The sequence below is a fragment of the Mesorhizobium sp. WSM4845 genome (assembly GCF_055811455.1).
The window spans coordinates 456,113-477,541 of sequence record NZ_JBVVQA010000001.1 but is presented as its reverse complement, the minus strand read 5'-3'; the positions used below and the strand labels follow the sequence as shown (position 1 = coordinate 477,541).

The window sequence follows — 21,429 nt, the reverse complement described above, 5'->3', positions numbered from 1 at the left end:
AGCAGTGCGTGTCGGTTTGGCAAGGCGAAGGTGGTGGGGCTCCCCCTTCTCTCCTTGTGGGAGAAGGTGGCCGAGCGAAGCTCGGTCGGATGAGGGGTGCTCCAGCTTGGCATCGGCCGCACTCCGTCCAACACCCCTCAACCGTCTTGGCGCTGCGCGCCAATCCACCTTCTCCCACAAGGGGAGAAGGGAAGAGGCAACCGCTACCCCAACTCCTCGGAATACCCGATGTCGACGCCATACTCGGCGGCTGCGTCGAGCATCGTGTGCCACAGGCTTTCGGCGAAACTTGCAAACACCAGAAGATTGAACACCGGCTGCCCGTCCGGCCGATCATTGCCACGCCAGAGATTGACGCCGGTGTGGTCGATCGATGTGGTGGCAGCGGCGTCGATCGGAAACGCCGTCGGGTGCAGATCGATCGATGACAATTTCGCCAGCATGGCGCGCGCCTTGGCTCCCGAGACGCTGATCAGGGCGCGCGCATGCGATTGGTCCGACAGCGAGGCGGATTGCGAGAACGCCTGTCTCAAAATGTCCATCACGTGCTTGCCGCCTTTGGACAGGACGAGGAACTGGTCCGGTCCCGACCAGATGAGCGCAGCGTCCGCAGCTTGCATCGCCTTGGGCGCGTCCGGAGCCGCCATGCCGAAGCGGGCTTTGGCGGCGTTTGCCAGTTCCGCCCCTTTGCCGCGCCGCGCCATCACCTGGATCAGGTCGAAATTGCGAACTTCACTGAGGGAAATGCCCGACGCGACGTCGCGCGCGCCATGGGCGCCCACGACAAGTGCGTGCTCCAGCGGACTGCGAGAAAGCCACGAAAACTCAGCCACGCTGGCGCCCTCCATCCGGATCGTAGAAGACGGGATTGCACAGCTCGACATCATAGTCTTCACCGCGCAGCGGGTCATGCGCATGGACGATCTCGCCGATGCGCTCGCGGCCGCGCTCGACAAGCGCCAGCCCGATCCACTGGTCAAGCGTCGGCGAGAAACAGACCGAGGTGACATAGCCCTGGTCGTTGGCGGAACCCGGTACCTCGGCCTTCGGAATGATATGCGCGCCGGAGCGCAGGCGGCGCGCTCTGTCCGTCGGCTTGATGCCGACCACGACCTGCCGGTCCGGTGCGACCAGCGCCTCGCGTCCGGCCATGACGCGGCCGATAAAATCCTTTTTGGTCGACATCATCTTGCCCAAGCCGAGATCGGCCGCGGTCGTCGTGCCGTTCAGCTCGGGCCCGGCGACATGGCCCTTTTCAATGCGCATGACGCCAAGCGCCTCGGTGCCATAGGGTGTGGCGCCGAATTGTTTGCCGGCTATCATCAGGTTGCGCACCAGCGCGTCGCCGTAGCGGGTCGGAACGGAGATCTCGAACGCCATCTCGCCGGAGAACGAAATGCGGAACAGCCGCGCCCCGATGCCGCCGCGAAGGCATACCTCCCGCGCGCCCATGAATGGAAAGCCCTCGTTCGAAAGGTCCTCTGAATCATCAACGATCTGTTTCAGCAACTCCCGTGCGCTCGGCCCGGCGATCGAGAATTGCGCCCACTGGTCGGAGACTGACGTAAGTTGCACGTCGAATTGAGGAAACAGCACCTGCCGGCAGAATTCGAGATGCTGCATCACCGGCCCGGCCTTGGCGGTCGTGGTGGTCAGGAAATAGTGGTCCTCGGCCAACCGCGACGTGGTGCCGTCGTCGTAGACCATGCCGTCCTCGCGCAGCATCAGCCCGTAGCGGGCTTTTCCCACAGCAAGGTTGGAGAAAGTGTTGATGTAGACGCGGTCGAGGAAGGCGCCGGCATCCGGTCCGTGCACGTCGATTTTGCCGAGCGTCGAGACGTCGCAAAAACCGACACCGCCGCGCACCGCCTTGACCTCGCGGGTGACCGTTTCCAGCCAGTCCTTCTCGCCGGCGCGCGGATACCATTGCGCGCGCTTCCACAAGCCGGTGTCGACGAACACCGCGCCCTGTTCGGCTGCCCAGTGATGCGACGGCGTCAGCCTTGTCGCATGGAAGTTTTCGTCGCGATGATGGCCGGCAAACGCGCCGATGGCGACCGGCACATAGGGCGGACGGTAGATCGTCGTGCCGGTCTCGGGAAGGGATTTTCCTGACAGCGCCGCCATGATCGCGAGGCCGGCGACATTCGAGGTCTTGCCCTGGTCGGTCGCCATGCCGAGCGTCGTATAGCGCTTGAGGTGCTCGACCGACTCAAAGCCTTCGCGCTGCGCCAGTTCGATGTCCGCAGCGGTGACGTCATGCTGGTAGTCGACAAAGGCTTTGCCTTTGCCGGCAACATGCCAGAGCGGGGTCAGCGAAAAAGCTTCGTCTTCGGCGACTGGCGGAGCGCCGGCATTGCCGCTGTGTCCGGCACTCTGCGCTGCCGCCGCACCGGCGGCGAATCCCTGGCGCAGGCAGGCGCCGAGCCCAAAAGCGCCGTTGGCGGCACCGGCGGCCACCATGCCGGGAGGCGCGCCGTCCGGCACGAAGGCGGATATGTCGTCCTGCCATTTCGGCCGGCCGCGATGGTAGGAAGTCAGCCCGACCGCCGGGTTCCAGCCGCCGGAAACGGCAAGCCCGTCGGCTTCGACCTCGGCGCGTGCGCCGCCGGCGAGCGCCACCGAGATTTTCCTGACACCGTCCTTGCCGCCGTCCACTCCGCTGACGAAACCGTTCAAAACGGCAAAGCCGGCCTTGGCGGCAAGCGCGCGATGCGCGGCCGATACGTCCGGACGCGCATCGACAACGGCAGCGATCTGCAATCCGGCGTCGAGTGCCGCCTCGACCGTGCGCCAGCCATCCTCATTGTTGGTGAACAGCGCAATCCTCTTCGCCGGGGTTGCCGCATAGCGCGCGATATAGGTCCGCATCGCCGAAGCCATCATCACGCCGGGCGTGTCGTTGCCGGCAAAAACGATCGGCCGTTCGATGGCGCCGGCGGCAACAATCGAGCGCTTTGCCACAATCCGCCACAGCCGCTGGCGCACCTGATGCTCTGGCGGGGAGGGCAGGTGGTCGTTGACCCGCTCGATCGCGCCATAGGTGCCGCCATCATAGACGCCGAACAGCGTCGTGCGGGTCATGATGCGGACGTCCGGCAGCGAGGCGAGCTCGGCCAGCGTGCGCGAAATCCATTCGGCTGCGGGCACCCCGTCGATCGTGCCGCCGTCGGCAAGCAGGCGGCCGCCAAGCGCAAAATCTTCCTCGCACAGGATGACGCGGGCACCAGATCGGCCGGCGGCAAGTGCTGCCGCCAGCCCGGCTGGGCCGGAACCGGCGATCAGCACGTCGCAATGCGCCCACGTCTTGTCGTAATGATCAGGATCGGCAACGCCCGCGGCGCGGCCGAGACCCGCGGCGCGGCGGATCGCCGGCTCGTAGACCGCTTCCCAGAATTTTGCCGGCCACATGAAGGTCTTGTAGTAGAAGCCGGCGACGAAGATCGGTGAGAACAACTGGTTGACCGCCATCAGATCGTGGCGCAGCGACGGCCAGCGGTTCTGGCTGGCGGCTTCCAGACCGTCATAAAGTTCGACGGTGGTCGCCTTGGTGTTGGGCTCGCGCCGGGCTCCGGTGCGCAGCTCGACCAGTGCGTTGGGTTCTTCCGAGCCCGCGGTCAGGATGCCGCGCGGCCGGTGGTATTTGAACGAGCGGCCGACCAGCTTGACGCCATTGGCGATCAGCGCCGAGGCAAGCGTGTCGCCCTGGAAGCCGGCAAAGGTTTTGCTGTCGAAGCGAAAGTTCAGCGGCGCCGAGCGGTCGATGAGACCGCCCGATGTGAGACGATGGGGCTGGCTGGTGATCACGGTTGCCGGCCTTCATGCAGGAGCGTCGCGCTGCCCCTAACCCTCCCCCTTGTGGGGAGGGTCGCTGCGAAGCAGCGGGGTGGGGGTGCGGCGCCGGGGGGCCCCCCCCCCCCGCGGGGGGGCCCCCCCCCCCCCCGGCGGGGGGGGCGGGGCGCCCCCCCCCCCGCCGGGGGCCCCCCCCCGCGGCGCCGACCCCCACCCGGACCTGCGGTCCGACCTCCCCACAAGGGGGAGGTAGGGGCCTCGCGTTCTTCGCGGCAGCGCTGAGCTGGCTAAGAATACTCATTTTGCCACCTGCCTTGCACCCACGCCCGCCGCCGGCTCGACCGAGGAGATCTCGTGCGTCAGCGTGTTGCGGGTGATCTCCAGCCAGGCCCGGCAGCCGCCGCCATGGTACCAATGTTCGCTGGTCTCGCCGGCAATGTTGTCGCGTAAATAGACATAGTCGAAGACCTCGTCTTCCGAGGCGCCGGCAGCCGGCCGCAGCGGCTTGGCGTCGCCGAGACAGGTGAACTCGCCGAGTTCGCGTTCGCCGCAGAAGGGACAGACAATACGCATGCTTTTCGGACCGTCCTCAGTGCAGGTTCGGTTGGGCGCCGACGCCCTTTTCATCGATCATCGCGCCCCGCCGGAACCGGTCGAGGCGGAAGCGCCCCGCCTCCTTGTGCAGTTCGTCGCGGGCCAGAAGATGGGCAAAGACAAGGCCGGAGCCGGGCGTCGCCTTGAAGCCGCCATAGCACCAGCCGGCATTGAGATAGAGCCCGTCCACCGGCGTCTTGTCGATGATCGGCGAGCCGTCCATCGACATGTCCATGATGCCGCCCCATTGGCGCAACAGGCGCACGCGACCGATCATCGGCATCAGCGCCATGCCGCCCTCGCAGACGTCTTCCATCACAGGCATGTTGCCGCGCTGGGCATAGGAATTGTAGCCGTCTATATCGCCGCCGAAGACCAGCCCGCCCTTGTCCGACTGGCTGACATAGAAATGGCCGGCGCCGAAGGTCATGACATTGGGGATCAGCGGCTTGATCGCCTCGGAAACGAAGGCCTGCAGCACATGGCTCTCCATCGGCAGCCGCAGGCCAGCCATCGCCGCGACGCGCGACGAACTGCCGGCGACGGCCATGCCGACCTTGCCGGCGCCGATTGTGCCGCGCGATGTCTCGACGCCGGTTACCTTGCCGTTGGCGTCGCGCCCAAAGCCGGTCACCTCGCAGTTCTGGATGATGTCGACGCCGAGCGCGCTCGCCGCATGGGCGTAGCCCCAGACCACGGCGTCGTGGCGTGCTGTGCCGCCGCGCCGCTGCAGCAGGCCGCCTTGCACGGGAAAGCGGGCATTGTCGAAGTTCAGGAACGGCATCATCTTCTTGACCGCGGCAAGGTCGAGCAGTTCGGCATCGATGCCGTTGATGCGCATCGTGTTGCCGCGCCGCGCATAGGCGTCGCGCTGCGCATCGGAATGGTAAAGGTTGATGACGCCGCGCTGGCTGACCATCGTGTTGTAGTTGAGGTCCTGCTCCATCCGCTCCCAGAGCTTCATCGACAGCTCGTAGAAGCCGGTATTGCCGGGCAGCCCGTAATTGGAACGGATGATGGTGGTGTTGCGGCCGGCATTGCCGGAGCCGATCCAGCCCTTTTCGAGCACGGCGACATTCCTGATGCCGTATTCGCTGGCGAGGAACCATGCCGTCGCCAGGCCGTGGCCGCCGCCGCCGATGATCACCACGTCGTAGCGGTCCTTCGGGCTGGCGTCGCGCCAGGTGCGCTGCCAATTCTTGTGACCGGAAAATGCCGCACGGGCGAGGGAGAAGATCGAGTATTTCATGGCTCTATTCCGAGGTCGCTCGCGCCGCGCAGGACCATTCTTGACGCATCGGAATCGTCCGAAAACCGCTTCACACTTTTCGGTCCGATGCTCTAGATATCCAGCGTGTGGTCGCGCTCCCACTGGGTGAAGTGGGAAGCATAGGAATTCCATTCCTGATGCTTCAGCTTTAGATAAGCCGACGAGAATTCCTCACCCAGCGCTGTCTTGAGCGATTTGTCGTTGTCGAACTCGCGCAACGCATCGAGCAGGTTGAGCGGCAGCTTCGGCGCGCCCTCCACCGTATGCCCGAACTGGTACATGTCGATGTCGTAGCGCTTGCCGGGATCGGCCTTCGAGCGGATGCCGTCGAGGCCGGCGGCGATGATGACCGCCTGCAGCAGATAAGGGTTTGCCGCGCCGTCGGGCAGGCGCAGCTCGAAGCGTCCGGGGCCGGGCACGCGCACCATATGGGTGCGGTTGTTGCCGGTCCAGGTCACCGAGTTCGGCGCCCAGGTGGCGCCCGAAATGGTGCGCGGCGCATTGATGCGCTTGTAGGAATTGACCGTCGGGTTGGTGATCGCGGCAAGTGCCGAGGCATGCTTCATGATGCCGCCGAGAAAATTCCTGCCCTTCGCCGACAGGCCGAGCTCCATGGCGTTGTCGGCAAAGACATTGGTCTTGCCGTCCTTGTCCCACACCGAGATATGGGCGTGGCAGCCATTGCCGGTCAGGCCCGGGAATGGTTTTGGCATGAAGGTGGCGCGCAGGCCGTGCTTTTCCGCAACGGACCTCACCATGAACTTGAAGAAGGAATGCTTGTCGGCAGTCGCCAGCGCATCGTCGAAGGCCCAGTTCATCTCGAACTGGCCGTTGGCGTCCTCATGGTCGTTCTGGTAGGCGCCCCAGCCGAGCGCCAGCATGTGGTCGCAGATCTCGGCGATGACATCATAGCGCCGCATCACCGCCTGCTGGTCGTAGCAGGGCTTTGACGCCGTGTCGTATTCGTCGGAAATCGTCTTGCCGTCCGGCGAGATCAGGAAGAATTCGGCCTCGACGCCGGTCTTGACATGCATGCCGTCGCCCGCCGCCTCGTCAATCAGCCGCTTCAGCGTGTTGCGCGGCGCCTGGGCGACCGTTTTTTCGTCCATCATGCAATTGGCGGCAATCCAGGCGACTTCCGGCTTCCACGGCAGCTGGATGACCGAATCCGGATCCGGCACCGCCAGCATGTCTGGATGCGCCGGCGTCAGGTCGAGCCAGGTGGCAAAGCCGGCAAAGCCGGCGCCGTCCTTCTGCATGTCGGCGATGGCCTGCGCCGGCACCAGTTTGGCCCGCTGTCCACCGAACAGGTCGGTGTAGGAAATCATGAAATATTTGACGCCGTTCCCTTTGGCGAAGGCGGCGAGATCGTTCCCCATTATAGTTCCTCGCTTATTGGTATTTGGTAGTTTGGTATCAGAAGCCGTTCTTCCCCGGTATCCAGTTGGTGCCGGCCAGCGGCACACCGGCCATGGCGGCGGCTTCGATCGTCAGCGCGACGAGATCCTCGGGCTCGAGATTGTGCAGGCTGTTCTTGCCGCAGGCGCGGGCGATCGTCTGCGCCTCCAGCGTCATCACCTTGAGATAATTGGCCAGCCGTCGCCCGGCCGCTATCGGATCGAGCCGTTTCATCAGCTCGGGGTCCTGCGTGGTGATGCCGGCCGGATCGCGGCCCTCGTGCCAGTCGTCATAGGCGCCGGCGGTGGTGCCGAGCTCGTTGTACTCCGCCTCCCAGCGCGGATCGTTGTCGCCGAGCGCGACAAGTGCGGCGGTGCCGATCGACACCGCGTCGACGCCGAGCGCCAGCGCCTTGGCGACATCGGCGCCGTTGCGGATGCCGCCGGAGATGATCAGCTGCACCTTGCGGTGCATGCCGAGATCCTGCAGTGCCTGCACCGCCGGCCTGATGCAGGCAAGCGTCGGCTGGCCGACATTCTCGATGAACACTTCCTGGGTTGCGGCGGTGCCGCCCTGCATGCCGTCGATCACGACGACATCGGCGCCTGATTTCACCGCAAGGGCAGTGTCGTAGTAGGGCCGCGCGCCGCCGACCTTGACGTAGATCGGCTTTTCCCAGTCGGTGATTTCACGCAGTTCCAGGATCTTGATTTCGAGATCGTCGGGTCCGGTCCAGTCGGGATGGCGTGAGGCTGAGCGCTGGTCGATACCCTTGGGCAGGGTGCGCATTTCGGCGACGCGGTCGGAGATCTTCTGGCCAAGCAGCATGCCGCCGCCGCCGGGCTTGGCGCCCTGGCCGACGACGATCTCGATCGCATCCGCCCGGCGCAAGTCGCGCGGGTTCATGCCGTAGCGCGACGGCAGGTGTTGGTAGACCAGCGTCTTGGAATGGCCGCGCTCTTCCTCGGTCATGCCGCCGTCGCCGGTGGTCGTCGAGGTGCCGGACAGCGTCGCGCCGCGGCCGAGCGCTTCCTTCGCCGGGCCGGACAGCGAGCCAAAACTCATGCCGGCGATGGTGATCGGGATTTTCAGCTCGATCGGCTTTTTCGCATGGCGCGAGCCCAGCACGACGCTGGTGTCGCAGCGCTCGCGATAGCCTTCGAGCGGATAGCGCGAGATCGAGGCGCCGAGGACAAGCAGGTCGTCGAAATGCGGCAGCTTGCGCTTGGCGCCGGCGCCGCGGATATCATAGATGCCGGTCGCAGCGGCGCGGCGGATCTCGGAAAGCGTGTAGTCGTCGAAGGTCGCGGATTTGCGCGGCGTCGTCGGCGGGTTGCGATAGGTCATTGAGCCTCAATACGCGTCGGCGTTGTCGATGTTGAAATTGTAGAGGGTGCGCGCCGAGCCGTAACGCGTGAACTCCGCCGCCTTGACGCCGGTCACCCCGGCGCGGTCGAGCAGGTCCTGCAGCAATGCCAGATGCTCGGGCCGCATCTCCTTGGCGATGCAGTCGGCGCCGAGGCTGCCGACCTTGCCGCGCACGAACAGCCGCGCCTCGTAGATGGAATCGCCGAGCGCATCGCCGGCATCGCCCAGCACCACCAGATTGCCGGACTGCGCCATGAAGGCCGACATATGGCCGATATTGCCGTGGACGACGATGTCGATGCCCTTCATCGAGATGCCGCAGCGCGACGACGCGTTGCCCTCGATGACCAGCAGCCCGCCCCTGCCGGTGGCGCCGGCATATTGGCTGGCGTCGCCTTTGACCGTTATCGAGCCCGACATCATGTTTTCGCCGACGCCGGGTCCGGCCGAGCCATGCACCGTGATGGCGCTGCCGTCGTTCATGCCGCCGCAATAATAGCCGACGCTGCCGCGGACATCGACGGTAACCGGCTGGTCGACGCCGACCGCCACCGAATGGCTGCCTTTCGGATTGAGCACTTCCCAGGCGGTCTGGTTGGAACCGGGAGGCAAATCGTGAAGCGCCTGGTTGAGCTCGCGCAGCGGAATCTCGGCCAGGTCGACGACCCGTGACGCATGGCTCTGGTCGAGTGCCTTGGAGACGTTGATTGCCGGCATGAATTCAATGCTCCCAGAAATAGACGGTTGCAGGCTCCGGTTCCCAGACCCTCGCATTATCTATGCCGGGCAGTTTGGTGAGCGCGCGATATTCCGAGCCGAAGGCGACATACTGGTCGGTCTCGGCCATGACGGCAGGCTTGCAGGCGATCGGATCGCGCACCACGCCGAAGCCGTTCTTGGTGCCGACGACGAAGGTGAAGAAGCCGTCGAGGTCGCTCAGCGTGCCTTCCAGCGCCTCGCCGAGATTCTTGCCATGCGCCATCTGCGAGGAGAGATAGGCGGCCGCGACTTCAGTGTCGTTCTCGGTCTCGAATTTCATGCCTTCGCGGATCAGCTCGCGGCGGACGTTGTTGTGATTGGACAGCGACCCATTATGCACCAGGCATTGGTCGGCGCCGGTCGAGAACGGATGCGCGCCCATCGTCGTAACTGCCGATTCCGTCGCCATGCGGGTATGGCCGATGCCGTGCGTGCCGGTCATGCTGCGCACGTCGAAGCGATCGACCACCGTTTCGGGCAAGCCGACTTCCTTGTAGATTTCGACGACGTCACCGGCGCCCATGATGCGGATGTCGGGGCGCAGCGCCTGGATCGCCTCGCGCAGTTCGTCGATCTTGGCAGGCGCGGTCCTGACCACCGCATGCGTCGATTTCACTGCAATGCTTACTGGCGCTCCGATCGCCTTGGCGAGTTCGGCGTCAAGGTTGCCGAAATCCTGCTCCGGCTTTGCCGACTGCATGGTAATCTTGGCCTCGTTGCCGGATGGCGTGCCATAGATGGCGATGCCGGCACTGTCGGGGCCGCGATCGCTGAGCGAGATCAGCATCTCCGAAAGCATCGAGCCGAGTTGGGGCTCGAGCGACTTGTCCTTCAAAAACAATCCGACGATTCCGCACATGCCAGGCTCCCGCGGTGAGGTATGATTTCGGTGCTACCAGCTTCATAAATAGAATTCAACTCATATGAAAGTTTTTTTCATATTGGACAAGTCGCCCGGCGCGATTTGAGACGCCAGGCGACCTTATTCCGGTCTAATGGCGGTCGATCGCCTTTCTGGTTTCCTCTCCGGTGCGATCCGCCGCCATATCGGCCTCGATCTCAGCGTTCTCCTGGCGCGTCTGGAGGACGTGCCACCCGATCCAGAAGACGAGGCCGACGATCACCATCACCACTTCAGAGCCCTGGAAAGGGTAGATCGCGCCGACGTCCTTGAGGTCCACGGCCCAGCTTTCCATTCCATTGGTCGACATTGCGGTTCTCCCTGTCGGTTGACTACTTGTCGGTTGACTATTTGATCATGGCCTTTTCGGCGGTTCCCAGTTCGCGGACCGACGCCTCGAACGCATGGTTGAGGGCAAAGTCGACGCCCTCGAGTTCGACCTTTTTCGGTACGCGCAGCAGGTTCATGCTGTTGAGGATCTTGCAGACGACGAAGGTGGGGACGAAGCCGAGCACGAACATCAGCACCGCACCAGCGAAATTGCCGAGCGGGTTGATGTGCGCGAAGCCCTCATAGGGCGAGGACGGCTGTCCCCACAGCATGAAGCCCGCCACCACCACCCCGAGGAACCCGCCATAACCGTGCACCGCAACGGCGCCGACCGCATCATCGATCTTGAAGCGGCGCTCGACGAAATAGTGCAGCTTGTAACAGATGCTCGGGACGATCGCGCCGATCAGCATCGCCTGGATCGGGTGATAGAGGTCGTTGCCGGCAGACGCCGAGATGATGCCGCAAAGCCCCATAGAGAACGTCCAGAAAGGGTCGCCTTTCGAGACGATGTAGCCGGCCAGCATACCGCCCGACAGCGACATCAAGAAGTTGAAGGTGACCGCCGAGAGCGTGGTCGGCGCGAGATAGATATTGGTCGCCGTCCAGGTCTCGCCGGTGATCTGGCCGGCAATCGTGGCCGGGCTGATCAGCGGAATGTTGCACGCGGCATAGAAGCCCCAGAAGCCGGTGAAGATCAGGAACAGGCCGATCGTGACCAGCCAGACATTATGGGGCGGGATGTCGCGGGCCGTGCCGTCGGGCCTGAATTTGCCGATGCGCGGCCCAAGCACGATGAGAAAGGCGAGCGCCGCTCCGCCGGCGATTGCGTGCACGACGCCCGATGCATAGGCGTCGTGATAGCCCCACAGTTTCACCATCCAGCCTTGCGGATGCCAGCCCCAGGACGCGTCGAGGATCCACAGGACCGAGCCGATCAGCACCGCGACGATCCAGAACGCGCCAGAGCGCGCGCGCTCTATGATCGAGCCCGAGATGATCGACGCCGTCGTGATGGAAAACAGCAGAAAGGCGCCCCAGAACACGCCGTTGAGGCGATGCCACAGCGCCGCGTCGGTAGGGGTGACCCCCGTCTCGCCCGGATTGACACCGGAGAGATGGGTGCCCATCAGCGGATTCCATGGTTCGGCAAATGGCGCCGTGACAAGTCCGCCGGCGATGCCCGGCCCGTTGGGGAAGCCGAAATAGATCCACCAGCCAAAAAAATAGAAGGTGATCGTGACGAGCGGAATCGCCATCGCGTTTTTCATCAGCGTTTTCAGATGATTGCGCCGACGCGACACGCCGACCTCGTACATGCAGAACCCGACATGGATCAGGAACATCATGACGATGGTCACCCAGTAATAGAACTCCGTGAAAATGGTCGTTAGAGCGTTGAGATTCCCTTCCATTGCATGTCCCCTCCGTTCAGTTGCGTTCCTTGCCTCTCAGTAAAACTTTTTGCATCTTAGTATTGCGCGCTTTTGGAGTTTTGAGTCAATATGGCGCGGACCGTCGCATGGCCTCAGTGCCCTTGAGCGGCGAACGCCGGCAATCTTGTGAGGAGAAGCAAGTCCATGACCGCATCCTGGAGATTTTCGACCTTGGCGGATCGCCATCGTACGCTCGGTTCGAAGCTCGAAGACTGGAGCGGGATGGGCACTGCCTGGACCTACGACAAGGACGCCGACGAGGAGTACATCGCCATCCGCACCAAGGCCGGGCTGATGGACGTGTCGGGCCTCAAGAAGGTCCACATCACCGGGCCGCATGCCTCGCACCTGATCGACCTCGCCACGACGCGCGACGTCGAGAAAATATATCCCGGCAAGTCGGCTTATGCCTGCATGCTCAACGAGGCCGGCAAGTTCACCGACGACTGCATTCTCTACCGCACCGGTCCGAATGCCTGGATGGTCGTGCATGGTTCGGGCACCGGCCATGAGGAATTGCAGCGCGCCGCCATGGGCCGCGATGTCTCGCTGCGCTTTGACGACAATATGCACGACCTTTCGCTGCAGGGACCGATATCAGTCGACTACCTGGCCAAGCATGTGCCTGGCCTACGCGACCTCGCCTATTTCCATCACATGCAGACCCGGCTGTTCGGTCTTCCGGTGATGATCTCACGCACCGGCTACACCGGCGAACGCGGCTACGAGATCTTCTGCCGTGGCCAGGATGCCGGCACGATCTGGGACACCATCCTCGACGAGGGCAAGAGCGCCGGCATCATCCCGTGCCGGTTCACCACGCTCGATATGCTGCGCGTCGAGAGCTACCTCCTGTTCTACCCCTACGACAATTCGCAGAAATATCCGTTCGAGAACGAAGGCCCCGGCGACACGCTGTGGGAACTCGGCCTCGATTTTACCGTCAGCCCCGGCAAGACAGGGTTTCGCGGCGCCGAGGAGCACTACCGCCTCAAGGGCAAGGAACGCTTTAAGATCTTCGGCGTGCTGCTCGAAGGCAAGGAGCCGGCCGACGAGGGCGCACCGGTCTATCGCGACGGCAAAAGGGTCGGCGTGGTGACCTGCGCCATGTATTCGCCGCTGGTCCAGAAATCGATGGGCATTGCCCGGCTCGATGTCGATTGTGCCGTCCAGGGCACCAGGCTCGAGATCCGCAACCAGAGCGGCGCCATCAGCGCAACGGCCGAGCCGCTTCCATTCGACGATCCGAAGAAGACCAAGCGCACGGCAAAGGGCTAAGGCATACTGAGAGGATGGCAGCGAAAAGCATCATCAGCCGGCCGGTCTACGGAACCCTGTCGCCGCAGCCCGGCAAGCACCATCTTTTCGTGGCCGATGCAGACGGCGCGCTGGCGATAACGGACTTGGCCCCCAAGGCGCCCGACGGTTTTTTTGCCGATGCCCATATTATTTTCATCCCCGGCAATGAGGGCCAGCATGTCGCCGCGCTCGAAGCGCTGAAGCCGGCGCAGTTCTACCAAGGACCTTCCTTCGCCAGCGCCCTGCCGCGGCTGAAGCAGACGCTGGCCAACGCGCATATGGGCCTGCGCCTCTATCTCGCCGGCACCGAGGGGCTGATCGGCCAGGCGATGCAGGCGGCGCTCGAAGCCGGCATCGACCACACCTCGATCCAGACCGAGCATCGCGGCTCGCTGGCGCGCCGCGTTCAATGCGTCCATTGCAAGGGCATCACCGAAAACGTGACGACGCAGCCGGCGACCTGTTCGCATTGTGGCCTGCTTCTTCTGGTACGCGATCACTATTCCAGGCGCCTCGCCGCATTCCAGGGCGTCTGCATCAATGCGGAAGACCGCAGCGAAATTCCTCCGGCGGAGGAGATCTTTCGATGAGCACCGGCACCACCAAGCTTGACGTCGTCGTGAGCGATGTCGTCCCGGTCAACGAACTTGTCACGCGCTTCCATTTCCGCCGGCGCGACGGGCAGCTTTTGCCGACATTCTCCGGCGGCGCCCATGTTGTGGTGGAGATGCGCGACGGCGAGCGGACCAGGCTCAATCCCTATTCGCTGATGGGCTCGCCGCTCGACACGCGCGAGTACACCATCTCGGTGCGCCGCGACGATGCTGGCCGCGGTGGCTCGCTGTTCATGCACAGGCATGTCAGGCCCGGCATGGAGATGGTGATCAGCTACCCCGTCAATCTGTTCTCGCTCGACCTGCGCGCCAGGAAGCACCTGATGCTGGCCGGCGGCATCGGCATCACGCCTTTCATGGCGCAGACCGCGCAGCTGGCAGCGGAAGGCGGCAATTTCGAGCTGCATTACACCTGCCGCACCGCCTCGCTCGGCACCTATGCCGATGTGCTTAGAGAACGCTACGACCGCCGCGTCAGGCTCTATCACGACGACCGCGACGAGCGGATCGAGCTCGACCGGCTGCTGTCGTCGCAGCCGCTTGGCACGCATCTCTACGTCTGCGGCCCGTCGGGCATGATCGGCTGGGTGCGTGACCGCGCCGCTGCCTTGGGCTGGCCGACGGAGACCGTGCATTTCGAGCATTTCGCCGCTCCGCAGCCCGGCGCGCCGTTCGACGTGACGCTGGCCCTGAGCGGCAAGTCGATCCGTGTCGGCGAGCAGCAGAGCCTGCTCGAAGCGATCGAGGCCGCCGGCGTCGATCCGCCCTATCTCTGCCGCGGCGGCGTCTGCGGCCAGTGCGAAACCAATGTCATCGCGCATGACGGCGACTTCATCCACAACGACCACTGGCTGAGCGATGAAGAGCACCGTTGCGGCAAGAAGATCATGCCCTGCGTCTCGCGCTTCGAGGGCAGGTCGCTGGTTCTGGAAAGATAGGAGGCGAGCCTGGGCATCACCTTTCGTAACGAAACGTTCCGTAACGACTTCACCTTCAGGAACAGCCCGGAGCACATCAGGCGGTTTCCGTTCCCGTTCAACGAAGACAGCTACATGTATGCGGTCAACATCGAGCCGCACGTCGTCGGGCCGAAGGGCAGCGTGCTCGAAAACCTGATCGACGTCGACGAGCACTATGTCGCCGAGATGCAGGACCGCGCTTTGGTGCTGGCGGAGGATCCGCTGCGCTGCCAGTCGCTGCCGCACATGACGCTGGCCGGCTGGGACCTGCTCGAACTTCTGATGGAACAGCAGACGCTGGGCTATCCCGAGCATTTCACGCTGACGCGCGACGGCGACAAATGGCGCTGGATCAACCGGCCGCTCGGCATCGACGACAGCTTCACCTTCGGCGATGTCTCGACGCTGCCCTATGGGCCGATGGAATACATCACGCGGCAATCACAGGGCGATTTCTGCATCCTCGACCAGCGCGACGGCAATCTGTGGATGGATGCCGGCATGGTCACTACCCAGGCCGACTGGTCGCTCGACTTCGACATCGGCATGAACTTCTTCGAGTGGCATGCGCCGGTGCCGCTGGCGCATGAGAAGGGGATTTTCACCCGGGCGCTCAAATTCCTCACCAACATCCAGCAGGGCAAGCCGGCGCGGCGGCTGAACTGGACGATGACCATCAATTCGCGCCTCGACACCAGCCCGGAAAATTACCACAAATGGGGTCCGGACCGGGCGACGGTGACGCCCGAAAACGTCGGCGACAAGGTCCATCTGCGTGTCGAATTGCAAAGCTTCTGGCGGCTGCCGCGCTCGAACGGCATCGTCTTCCCGATCCGCTGTTATCTCATCAAAATGGACGAGCTGGTGACCCAGCCAAAATGGGCGCGGCGCCTGCACCGCGTCATCCGCGACCTTCCCGAAGAGCTCGCCAATTACAAAGGCCTGACACGCTACCGCGCGACGCTGGTCGAATGGCTGTCGAAGCTGGACGACGGCAGCCCGACATCACCCGGCTTCGGGCCGGATTAAGGAGGCTTGCACTGGCGCTTCCGATCACCTGAGAAGATTTTTGACCCCGCACCGATGATTTCAGACCGCCTGCGCTGTCCTTATCAATGGGCGTGCCTGGATGGTCCAGCTGCCCGGATAGCAAGGTGGGTCCATGAGATTGTTACAAGGTCAGAATGTCGTCGTCGTTGGAGGAAGCCGTGGTGTCGGCCGCTCGATCGTAGAAGCCGCCCTCAGCGAGGGAGCGACGGTCCTCGCAGTCGCCCGCAGCGCACAGACCCTGGCGGAATTTGCCCGGGAGACTTCGGGCGTGAAGACGTTCGCGGTCGATGCAACTGTGGACATCGCTCCCGATCAGGTCTTCGCCGCGCTGGAACCGGACGTCCTGGTGATATGCGCAGGTGCTCTTGCCCCCTCCGCGCCCCTACATGAACAGAACTGGGAGGCGTTCTCCGCAAACTGGGAAACGGACGTCAAGGCGTCGTTTCTGTTTTGCAAGGCCGCGCTTCGGCGTCCGCTCAAACCGGGCGCCCGGGTTGTTCTGATCTCCAGCGGCGCGGCCTTGACCGGGGGGCCACCGAATTCCGGCGGCTATGGCGGCGCAAAACGCATGCAGATGTTCCTGGCCGGTCATAGCCAGAAGGAATCGGATCGGCTCGACCTCGACCTGCGCTTCATGGCGCTTGCGCCTATGCGCATCATGCCAGGGACCGGCGTGGGCGACGCCGGCATCGAGAGCATTTCGGCCTATATGGGCATCCGGCCCATGGAGTTCATCGCGGGCATCCTCGACATGCAAACGCCGGCCGACGTGGGAGGTGCGGTGGTCGCACTCGCCACCCAAAAACCGCAAGGATATTCCTTCGCGGTGAGCGGGAGCGGGCTTGCGCCGGCGGGCTGAGGCGCGCGTAATGCAAACCGGACTCAAAATTGCCGGATCCGCATGACAGACGCCCAGGCACCTCTCAACCCGGTACGTCAGCCGGGTCAGCCGATCCTCGATCGGCTGGCCTTCGAGCAGTTCACGGCGGCCCATCGCCGGGAGCTCAAGCTCCATTGCTATCGCATGATGGGCTCGCTGCACGAGGCGGACGACCTCGTCCAGGACACGCTTCTGCGCGCCTGGCGTGCAAGATCGGAGTTCGATGGGCGGGGTTCGGTTCGCGGTTGGCTCTACACGATCGCGACCAACTCTTGCCTCAACGCGCTCAAGGCCAGGTCGAGGGCGAATCGCATTCTCCAGCAGCCCGAACGGCCGGCTTCCCACGGGATGGCCACAGGCGGCCCTGCAGCCGAGGTCACCTGGTTGGAGCCTTACCCGGACGCAGAGCTACCGGGCCGCGCTGATGGTGAGCCGGGTCCGGAAGCGCGCTACGAGACCCGCGAAGCCGTCCAACTCGCTTTCGTCGCCGCGATCCAGGATCTGCCGCCCAGGCAGCGCGCCGCTCTACTGCTTTCCGACGTGCTGGGCTGGTCGGCTGTCGAAACGGCGGGATTGCTGGGCGGGTCGACGGTTTCGATCAACAGCGCATTGCAGCGGGCCCGCATAACCCTTGCGGCGCGATATCCCCAAGGACGTCCCATCCATCGATCGAAGCCCAACCCCGACGAAGGCCTGCTGCTCGAACGTTACATGCGAGCCTGGGAGGCCGCCAATCTCGACAGCCTGATCGAACTCCTGCGGGAGGACGCCACCTATCGCATGCCGCCCTGGCAGGAATGGTATCGTGGACGCGCGGCGATCCGCAGTTTCCTCGAGACCATCTGGGGCAATTTTTCGGGCTTCCGCACCATAGCCATTGGAGCCAATGCCCAGCCGGCAGTCGGGGTCTATTCCCGCAGCCAGAATGACCCTGCGTGGCGAGCCCATTCGCTGCACGTGATCGAGCCCGCCGAGGGCGGTATCGCCGCTCTGACGATCTATGTGCCGCCGCTCGGCCCCAGCTTGTTTGCGGCCTTCGGCCTGCCGCCATCCTAAAGCGCGTCGCATTTGACCGGCCCCATGCGACGCGCTTTAGGTTGTTGTTTCATGCATGTCGATATCGCAAAACCGCTGCACACTTTTGCGCGACATGCATTAGAGCAATTCCAGGAAAAGCGTGAAACGGCTTTCCCGGGAAAGCGCATAGCGCTTTCCCTAGGGAATTGCGCATAAACAAAGAGATAGAGCGGTTCTAGCCTGGACCTGTAACATTCCATCCGGCCGCTTCGCGGCCACGGCGCTCAATGAGGGGACTTCGCTTGCGTCCGAACCCGCTCAAACCGCGCTACTCTGCGGATAGCAGATGATCGAGAGATAGCGCATCGGCAGTTGCGTCAGCTGTTCCGGGCCGTGCGGCGCGTCGGCGTCGAAGAACAGGCTGTCGCCGGGTTTCATCGGATAGAGATTGCTGCCGTGCCGGTAAACCACCTCGCCTTCGAGCATGTAGAGGAACTCCATGCCCTCGTGCTGGAAGGTCGGAAACACGTCGGAATCCTCGGTCAGCGTGATCAGATAGGGCTCGACGACGACCCCGCTGGTGTTCGACCCGATATGGCCGAGCAGGTTGTACTGATGGCCGGCGCGCGTACCCCGCCGCTCGACATCGAGGCCTTGGCCGGCCTTGACGAAGACAGCGCTGCGTTCTTCCTCGAAACGGCGGAAGAAAGCGGTGACCGGAACGCCGAGCGCCCGCGACAACGCCTGCAAAGTGGTCAGCGACGGCGAGGTGATGCCGTTTTCGATCTTCGACAGCATACCAAGCGAAATATCGGTGGCAGCTGCAAGATCGGCGACGGTGATGCCGAGTTTTTTGCGAAACGCCCGCACCTCGCGACCGATCGCGACCTCGAGGACTTTTTCGCGTGTGTCGCGAACGGCGTGCGGGTCCTGGCTTAGTGGCGTCCGGATCGTTGCCACGCCCTTCGGCGATGGCTTGGCCTTGGAAGGGGCTGCCCCATTCCTGGAATTGAAAGCTTTTTTCGCCATGTCGCCACCCCGGGTTCTGCGGATTTATTTCACTCGGGGTGAACATATTCGGTGCGGGTACCTGAGCGCAACTGCGAAGGCACTTTGTCGAACAGCGTGCTCTCCGATTTTTCCGCCGTCAGCGGTTTTGCCCAGAATCCGATCTGGTGAACGTGGTTTCAGCAGAAGGCCTGTTGACAGCATCGAAGGGGCAATTACTGTCCTGTCAGTGAAATTTGTTTCGTTAGGGAAATGAGACCGGGAGGCCCGCAATGAAAAGTCGTGTTGCCGTCATTGGAGCCGGACCCTCCGGCATGGCCCAGCTTCGAGCCTTCAAGTCGGCTGCCGACAAGGGTGCGGACATTCCGGAAATCGTCTGCTTCGAAAAGCAGTCCGACTGGGGCGGCCTGTGGAATTACACCTGGCGCACCGGCCTCGACGAGCATGGCGACCCGGTGCATGGCTCGATGTACCGCTATCTCTGGTCGAACGGGCCGAAGGAATGCCTCGAATTCGCCGACTATACGTTCGAGGAGCATTTCGGACGCCCGATCGGCTCCTATCCGCCGCGCGCCGTGCTGTGGGACTACATCAAGGGCCGCGTCGAAAAATCCGGTGTGCGCCAATGGGTGCGCTTCAACAGTCCGGTGCGCATGGTGACCTTCTCCGACACGACGAAAAAGTTCACCGTCACCGCGCATGACCGCACCAACGACGTCACCTATTCGGAGGAGTTCGACAACGTCGTCGTCGCCTCGGGGCACTTCTCCGTGCCCAACGTTCCCTACTTCGAAGGTTTTTCGACCTTCAACGGCCGCATCCTGCACAGCCATGATTTCCGCGACGCCATGGAATTCAGGGATAAGGACATCCTGATCATCGGCCGCTCCTATTCGGCCGAGGACATCGGCTCGCAATGCTACAAATACGGCGCCAAATCGATCACCTCCAGCTACCGCTCGAAGCCGATGGGCTTCAAATGGCCTGACAACTGGAAGGAAGTGCCGCTGCTGCAGAAGGTCGTCGGCAAAACCGCGCAGTTCAAGGACGGCAGCACCAGGGATGTAGACGCCATCATCCTGTGCACCGGCTATCTCCACTCGTTCCCATTCCTGACCGAAGATCTGAAGCTCAAGACCGCCAACCGCATGTGGCCGGACGGGCTTTATGAGGGCGTCGTCTGGGAGAGGAACCCGCAGCTGTTCTATATCGGCATGCAGGACCAGTTCTACACGTTCAACATGTTCGACGCGCAGGCCTGGTTCGCGCGCGACGTCATCATGGGCCGCATAAAACTGCCTTCGGCCGAGGCGATGGCCGAACACGGCAGGAACTGGCGGGCGCGTGAGGAAACGCTGGAAGACGCCGAGCAGATGATCTGGTTCCAGGGCGACTACACCAGGGAGTTGATGGAGCAGACCGACTATCCGGGCTTCGACGTCGAGGCTGTCAATCAGACCTTCATGGAATGGGAGCACCACAAGGCGCAAGACATCATGGGCTTTCGCGACCACGCCTACCGCTCGCTGATGACCGGCACGATGGCGCCGCTGCACCATACGCCCTGGCTGCAGGCGATGGACGATTCGATGGAATCTTATCTCGAGGTGAAAGGCGTCGCGGCGGAGTAGCGGCGTCCTCGCCACACACTTCGCGCGACATTCATCAGTTGCTGCGCGCCTCGCGCACCTCTTTCGTCGCCTCGATGATCCGGCCGAGCAGGGCATGGAGATCGTCGCGGTGGCCGCTGCGGCCGGCGGGGCCGTTTTCATCCGAAGTCATGACCACGGTCAACGCGCGCCCCGGCACAACATAGACCATCTGCCCGCCATACCCCCACCCGTAGACGACCACTTCGCCCGCGATCTGACGGATGAACCAACCATAGCCGTAACCGTCACCGGTGAAACGCGAGACGGTGCGTGGCTGCCAGGAGAGCTTGATCCAGTTGGCCGGCACGAGCTGCCGTCCGCCGCGGCTCCTCCCGCCGTTGCGGTAGAGCTCGCCAAAGGCGAGCAGCGAGCGCGGGCTCATGGCCATCTGGTTGCCGCCGAGATAGATGCCCTGTGGGTCGCGGTCCCAGGCGGTGATGGAAAAGCCCTGCTGCGGCCCCAGCCATTCGCGCACCAGTTCCAGCGTCGATCGGCCGGTCCGCCGCGTCAGGATCGCCGAAAGGAGATGGGTCGAGCCGGTGGAATAGAGCATGGTACCGCCCGGTTCGTCGTCGAAAGGCATGGCGAGCGCTGCCCGCACCCAGTTGTCGCTTGCCACCCAGCGCCCGTAGTTTGGGCCGGAGGTCCGACCCAGCCCCGCCTGCATGGAAAGCAGATGTCCGATCGTAATCTGCTGGAGCCGCGGATCCGCGTTGGCGGGCAGATCGGCCTGAAGAAGCGGGGCGATCTTCTGGTCAGTGCCTTTGAGCACGCCCTTGTCGATGGCGATGCCGACGAGCGCCGAGATGATCGACTTGGATGCCGATTTTATGTTGGCAGGACGTGCCGGAGAGTGGCCGCGATAGCCGCGCTCCGCCACCACCGCGCCCTCATGCGCGATGGCAACCGTGCGCAGCGGCGTCAGGCGCTCGGCCTCGTCAAGGAGCTTTTCAAGCCGCTGCTCCAGGCTATCCGCGGCGTGAGCAGCGACGGAAAGGATGAGGAGGAAGGCGAGAATCACGGTGGGGCGCTTCAGCATGAAGCCAGCTTGGGATGCATTTTGGGCAAGACGAAGGTGGGACGCGCGATCCACTATTTCCGG

Annotated in this window: 19 protein-coding genes; 7 read left to right on the top strand and 12 right to left on the bottom strand. The window is 63.4% G+C overall.

Annotated features, from left to right (window positions below; genetic code table 11):
* Positions 1–203 precede the first annotated feature (203 nt).
* From AC0L2C_RS02210 to AC0L2C_RS02165, 10 genes are all read right to left on the bottom strand, one after another.
* A complete protein-coding gene (locus AC0L2C_RS02210; protein WP_128245534.1) occupies positions 204–833 on the bottom strand; it encodes a sarcosine oxidase subunit gamma in 630 nt (209 codons plus the stop codon).
* Entirely contained in the window at positions 826–3,804 is a 2,979-nt protein-coding gene (locus AC0L2C_RS02205; protein WP_287237181.1) for a sarcosine oxidase subunit alpha, read from the bottom strand. The genes AC0L2C_RS02210 and AC0L2C_RS02205 overlap by 8 nt, the downstream gene beginning before the upstream one ends.
* A gap of 285 nt (positions 3,805–4,089) precedes the next feature.
* On the bottom strand, positions 4,090–4,365 hold the full coding sequence (locus AC0L2C_RS02200) for a sarcosine oxidase subunit delta (RefSeq protein WP_473522598.1): 276 nt from the start codon (positions 4,363–4,365) through the stop codon (positions 4,090–4,092).
* A gap of 16 nt (positions 4,366–4,381) precedes the next feature.
* Positions 4,382–5,635: a sarcosine oxidase subunit beta family protein gene (locus AC0L2C_RS02195; RefSeq protein ID WP_473522597.1), complete on the bottom strand. Its 1,254-nt coding sequence runs from the start codon at positions 5,633–5,635 to the stop codon at positions 4,382–4,384.
* A 92-nt stretch (positions 5,636–5,727) separates the two neighbouring features.
* Entirely contained in the window at positions 5,728–7,035 is a 1,308-nt protein-coding gene (glnT, locus tag AC0L2C_RS02190) for a type III glutamate--ammonia ligase (protein WP_473522596.1), read from the bottom strand.
* 37 nt (positions 7,036–7,072) lie between these two features.
* Positions 7,073–8,401, bottom strand: a complete 1,329-nt coding sequence (locus AC0L2C_RS02185) for an FMN-binding glutamate synthase family protein (RefSeq protein ID WP_473522595.1) — start codon at positions 8,399–8,401, stop codon at positions 7,073–7,075.
* Between the two features lie 6 nt (positions 8,402–8,407).
* A complete protein-coding gene (locus tag AC0L2C_RS02180) occupies positions 8,408–9,139 on the bottom strand; it encodes a protein GlxC (RefSeq protein WP_473522594.1) in 732 nt (243 codons plus the stop codon).
* A 4-nt stretch (positions 9,140–9,143) separates the two neighbouring features.
* Positions 9,144–10,040, bottom strand: coding sequence for a class II glutamine amidotransferase (locus tag AC0L2C_RS02175; RefSeq protein ID WP_287236893.1), 897 nt, complete (start codon positions 10,038–10,040; stop codon positions 9,144–9,146).
* Between the two features lie 133 nt (positions 10,041–10,173).
* Positions 10,174–10,392 (bottom strand): hypothetical protein, encoded by a 219-nt coding sequence (locus AC0L2C_RS02170; RefSeq protein ID WP_287072904.1) that lies wholly within the window; start codon positions 10,390–10,392, stop codon positions 10,174–10,176.
* A 37-nt stretch (positions 10,393–10,429) separates the two neighbouring features.
* Positions 10,430–11,827: an ammonium transporter gene (locus AC0L2C_RS02165; protein WP_287232500.1), complete on the bottom strand. Its 1,398-nt coding sequence runs from the start codon at positions 11,825–11,827 to the stop codon at positions 10,430–10,432.
* A 165-nt stretch (positions 11,828–11,992) separates the two neighbouring features.
* Here AC0L2C_RS02165 and AC0L2C_RS02160 point away from each other — a divergent pair, with 165 nt between their 5' ends.
* The 6 genes from AC0L2C_RS02160 to AC0L2C_RS02135 all read left to right on the top strand — a co-directional run bounded on the left by AC0L2C_RS02160 (position 11,993) and on the right by AC0L2C_RS02135 (position 17,706).
* Entirely contained in the window at positions 11,993–13,126 is a 1,134-nt protein-coding gene (locus AC0L2C_RS02160) for an aminomethyl transferase family protein (protein ID WP_473522593.1), read from the top strand.
* A 14-nt stretch (positions 13,127–13,140) separates the two neighbouring features.
* Positions 13,141–13,737 carry a dimethylamine monooxygenase subunit DmmA family protein gene (locus AC0L2C_RS02155; RefSeq protein WP_287226126.1) on the top strand — a complete coding sequence of 199 codons (597 nt, stop codon included), beginning with the start codon at positions 13,141–13,143 and terminating at the stop codon, positions 13,735–13,737.
* Complete coding sequence (locus tag AC0L2C_RS02150; RefSeq protein ID WP_473522592.1) at positions 13,734–14,699, top strand: PDR/VanB family oxidoreductase; 966 nt, start codon at positions 13,734–13,736, stop codon at positions 14,697–14,699. Before AC0L2C_RS02155 ends, AC0L2C_RS02150 begins: the two co-directional genes overlap by 4 nt.
* 9 nt (positions 14,700–14,708) lie before the next feature.
* Positions 14,709–15,749: a heme-dependent oxidative N-demethylase family protein gene (locus AC0L2C_RS02145; RefSeq protein ID WP_473522609.1), complete on the top strand. Its 1,041-nt coding sequence runs from the start codon at positions 14,709–14,711 to the stop codon at positions 15,747–15,749.
* A gap of 133 nt (positions 15,750–15,882) precedes the next feature.
* Positions 15,883–16,629 (top strand): SDR family oxidoreductase, encoded by a 747-nt coding sequence (locus tag AC0L2C_RS02140; RefSeq protein WP_287236897.1) that lies wholly within the window; start codon positions 15,883–15,885, stop codon positions 16,627–16,629.
* Between the two features lie 42 nt (positions 16,630–16,671).
* Positions 16,672–17,706 carry an RNA polymerase subunit sigma-70 gene (locus tag AC0L2C_RS02135; RefSeq protein ID WP_473522591.1) on the top strand — a complete coding sequence of 345 codons (1,035 nt, stop codon included), beginning with the start codon at positions 16,672–16,674 and terminating at the stop codon, positions 17,704–17,706.
* A gap of 279 nt (positions 17,707–17,985) precedes the next feature.
* Here AC0L2C_RS02135 and AC0L2C_RS02130 read toward each other — a convergent pair whose 3' ends face one another.
* Positions 17,986–18,696, bottom strand: a complete 711-nt coding sequence (locus AC0L2C_RS02130; RefSeq protein ID WP_128245547.1) for a helix-turn-helix domain-containing protein — start codon at positions 18,694–18,696, stop codon at positions 17,986–17,988.
* Positions 18,697–18,947: 251 nt separating this feature from the next.
* Here AC0L2C_RS02130 and AC0L2C_RS02125 point away from each other — a divergent pair, with 251 nt between their 5' ends.
* Complete coding sequence (locus tag AC0L2C_RS02125) at positions 18,948–20,306, top strand: NAD(P)-binding domain-containing protein (protein ID WP_287236899.1); 1,359 nt, start codon at positions 18,948–18,950, stop codon at positions 20,304–20,306.
* 34 nt (positions 20,307–20,340) lie between these two features.
* Here the strand turns inward: AC0L2C_RS02125 and AC0L2C_RS02120 are convergent, their stop codons facing one another.
* The gene (locus tag AC0L2C_RS02120) at positions 20,341–21,366 is read right to left on the bottom strand and encodes a serine hydrolase domain-containing protein (RefSeq protein ID WP_473522590.1); all 1,026 of its coding nucleotides are present in this window, start codon (positions 21,364–21,366) and stop codon (positions 20,341–20,343) included.
* Between the last annotated feature and the right edge of the window lie 63 nt (positions 21,367–21,429).

What these genes read in the sequence shown, in the direction of transcription:
- AC0L2C_RS02200 (WP_473522598.1), bottom strand. Translation starts at nt 4,365, where the DNA reads ATGCGTATTGTCTGTCCCTTCTGCGGCGAACGCGAACTCGGCGAGTTC.
- AC0L2C_RS02195 (WP_473522597.1), bottom strand. Translation starts at nt 5,635, where the DNA reads ATGAAATACTCGATCTTCTCCCTCGCCCGTGCGGCATTTTCCGGTCAC.
- glnT (WP_473522596.1), bottom strand. Translation starts at nt 7,035, where the DNA reads ATGGGGAACGATCTCGCCGCCTTCGCCAAAGGGAACGGCGTCAAATAT.
- AC0L2C_RS02185 (WP_473522595.1), bottom strand. Translation starts at nt 8,401, where the DNA reads ATGACCTATCGCAACCCGCCGACGACGCCGCGCAAATCCGCGACCTTC.
- AC0L2C_RS02180 (WP_473522594.1), bottom strand. Translation starts at nt 9,139, where the DNA reads ATGCCGGCAATCAACGTCTCCAAGGCACTCGACCAGAGCCATGCGTCA.
- AC0L2C_RS02175 (WP_287236893.1), bottom strand. Translation starts at nt 10,040, where the DNA reads ATGTGCGGAATCGTCGGATTGTTTTTGAAGGACAAGTCGCTCGAGCCC.
- AC0L2C_RS02170 (WP_287072904.1), bottom strand. Translation starts at nt 10,392, where the DNA reads ATGTCGACCAATGGAATGGAAAGCTGGGCCGTGGACCTCAAGGACGTC.
- AC0L2C_RS02165 (WP_287232500.1), bottom strand. Translation starts at nt 11,827, where the DNA reads ATGGAAGGGAATCTCAACGCTCTAACGACCATTTTCACGGAGTTCTAT.
- AC0L2C_RS02160 (WP_473522593.1), top strand. Translation starts at nt 11,993, where the DNA reads ATGACCGCATCCTGGAGATTTTCGACCTTGGCGGATCGCCATCGTACG.
- AC0L2C_RS02155 (WP_287226126.1), top strand. Translation starts at nt 13,141, where the DNA reads ATGGCAGCGAAAAGCATCATCAGCCGGCCGGTCTACGGAACCCTGTCG.
- AC0L2C_RS02150 (WP_473522592.1), top strand. Translation starts at nt 13,734, where the DNA reads ATGAGCACCGGCACCACCAAGCTTGACGTCGTCGTGAGCGATGTCGTC.
- AC0L2C_RS02140 (WP_287236897.1), top strand. Translation starts at nt 15,883, where the DNA reads ATGAGATTGTTACAAGGTCAGAATGTCGTCGTCGTTGGAGGAAGCCGT.
- AC0L2C_RS02135 (WP_473522591.1), top strand. Translation starts at nt 16,672, where the DNA reads ATGACAGACGCCCAGGCACCTCTCAACCCGGTACGTCAGCCGGGTCAG.
- AC0L2C_RS02130 (WP_128245547.1), bottom strand. Translation starts at nt 18,696, where the DNA reads ATGGCGAAAAAAGCTTTCAATTCCAGGAATGGGGCAGCCCCTTCCAAG.
- AC0L2C_RS02125 (WP_287236899.1), top strand. Translation starts at nt 18,948, where the DNA reads ATGAAAAGTCGTGTTGCCGTCATTGGAGCCGGACCCTCCGGCATGGCC.
- AC0L2C_RS02120 (WP_473522590.1), bottom strand. Translation starts at nt 21,366, where the DNA reads ATGCTGAAGCGCCCCACCGTGATTCTCGCCTTCCTCCTCATCCTTTCC.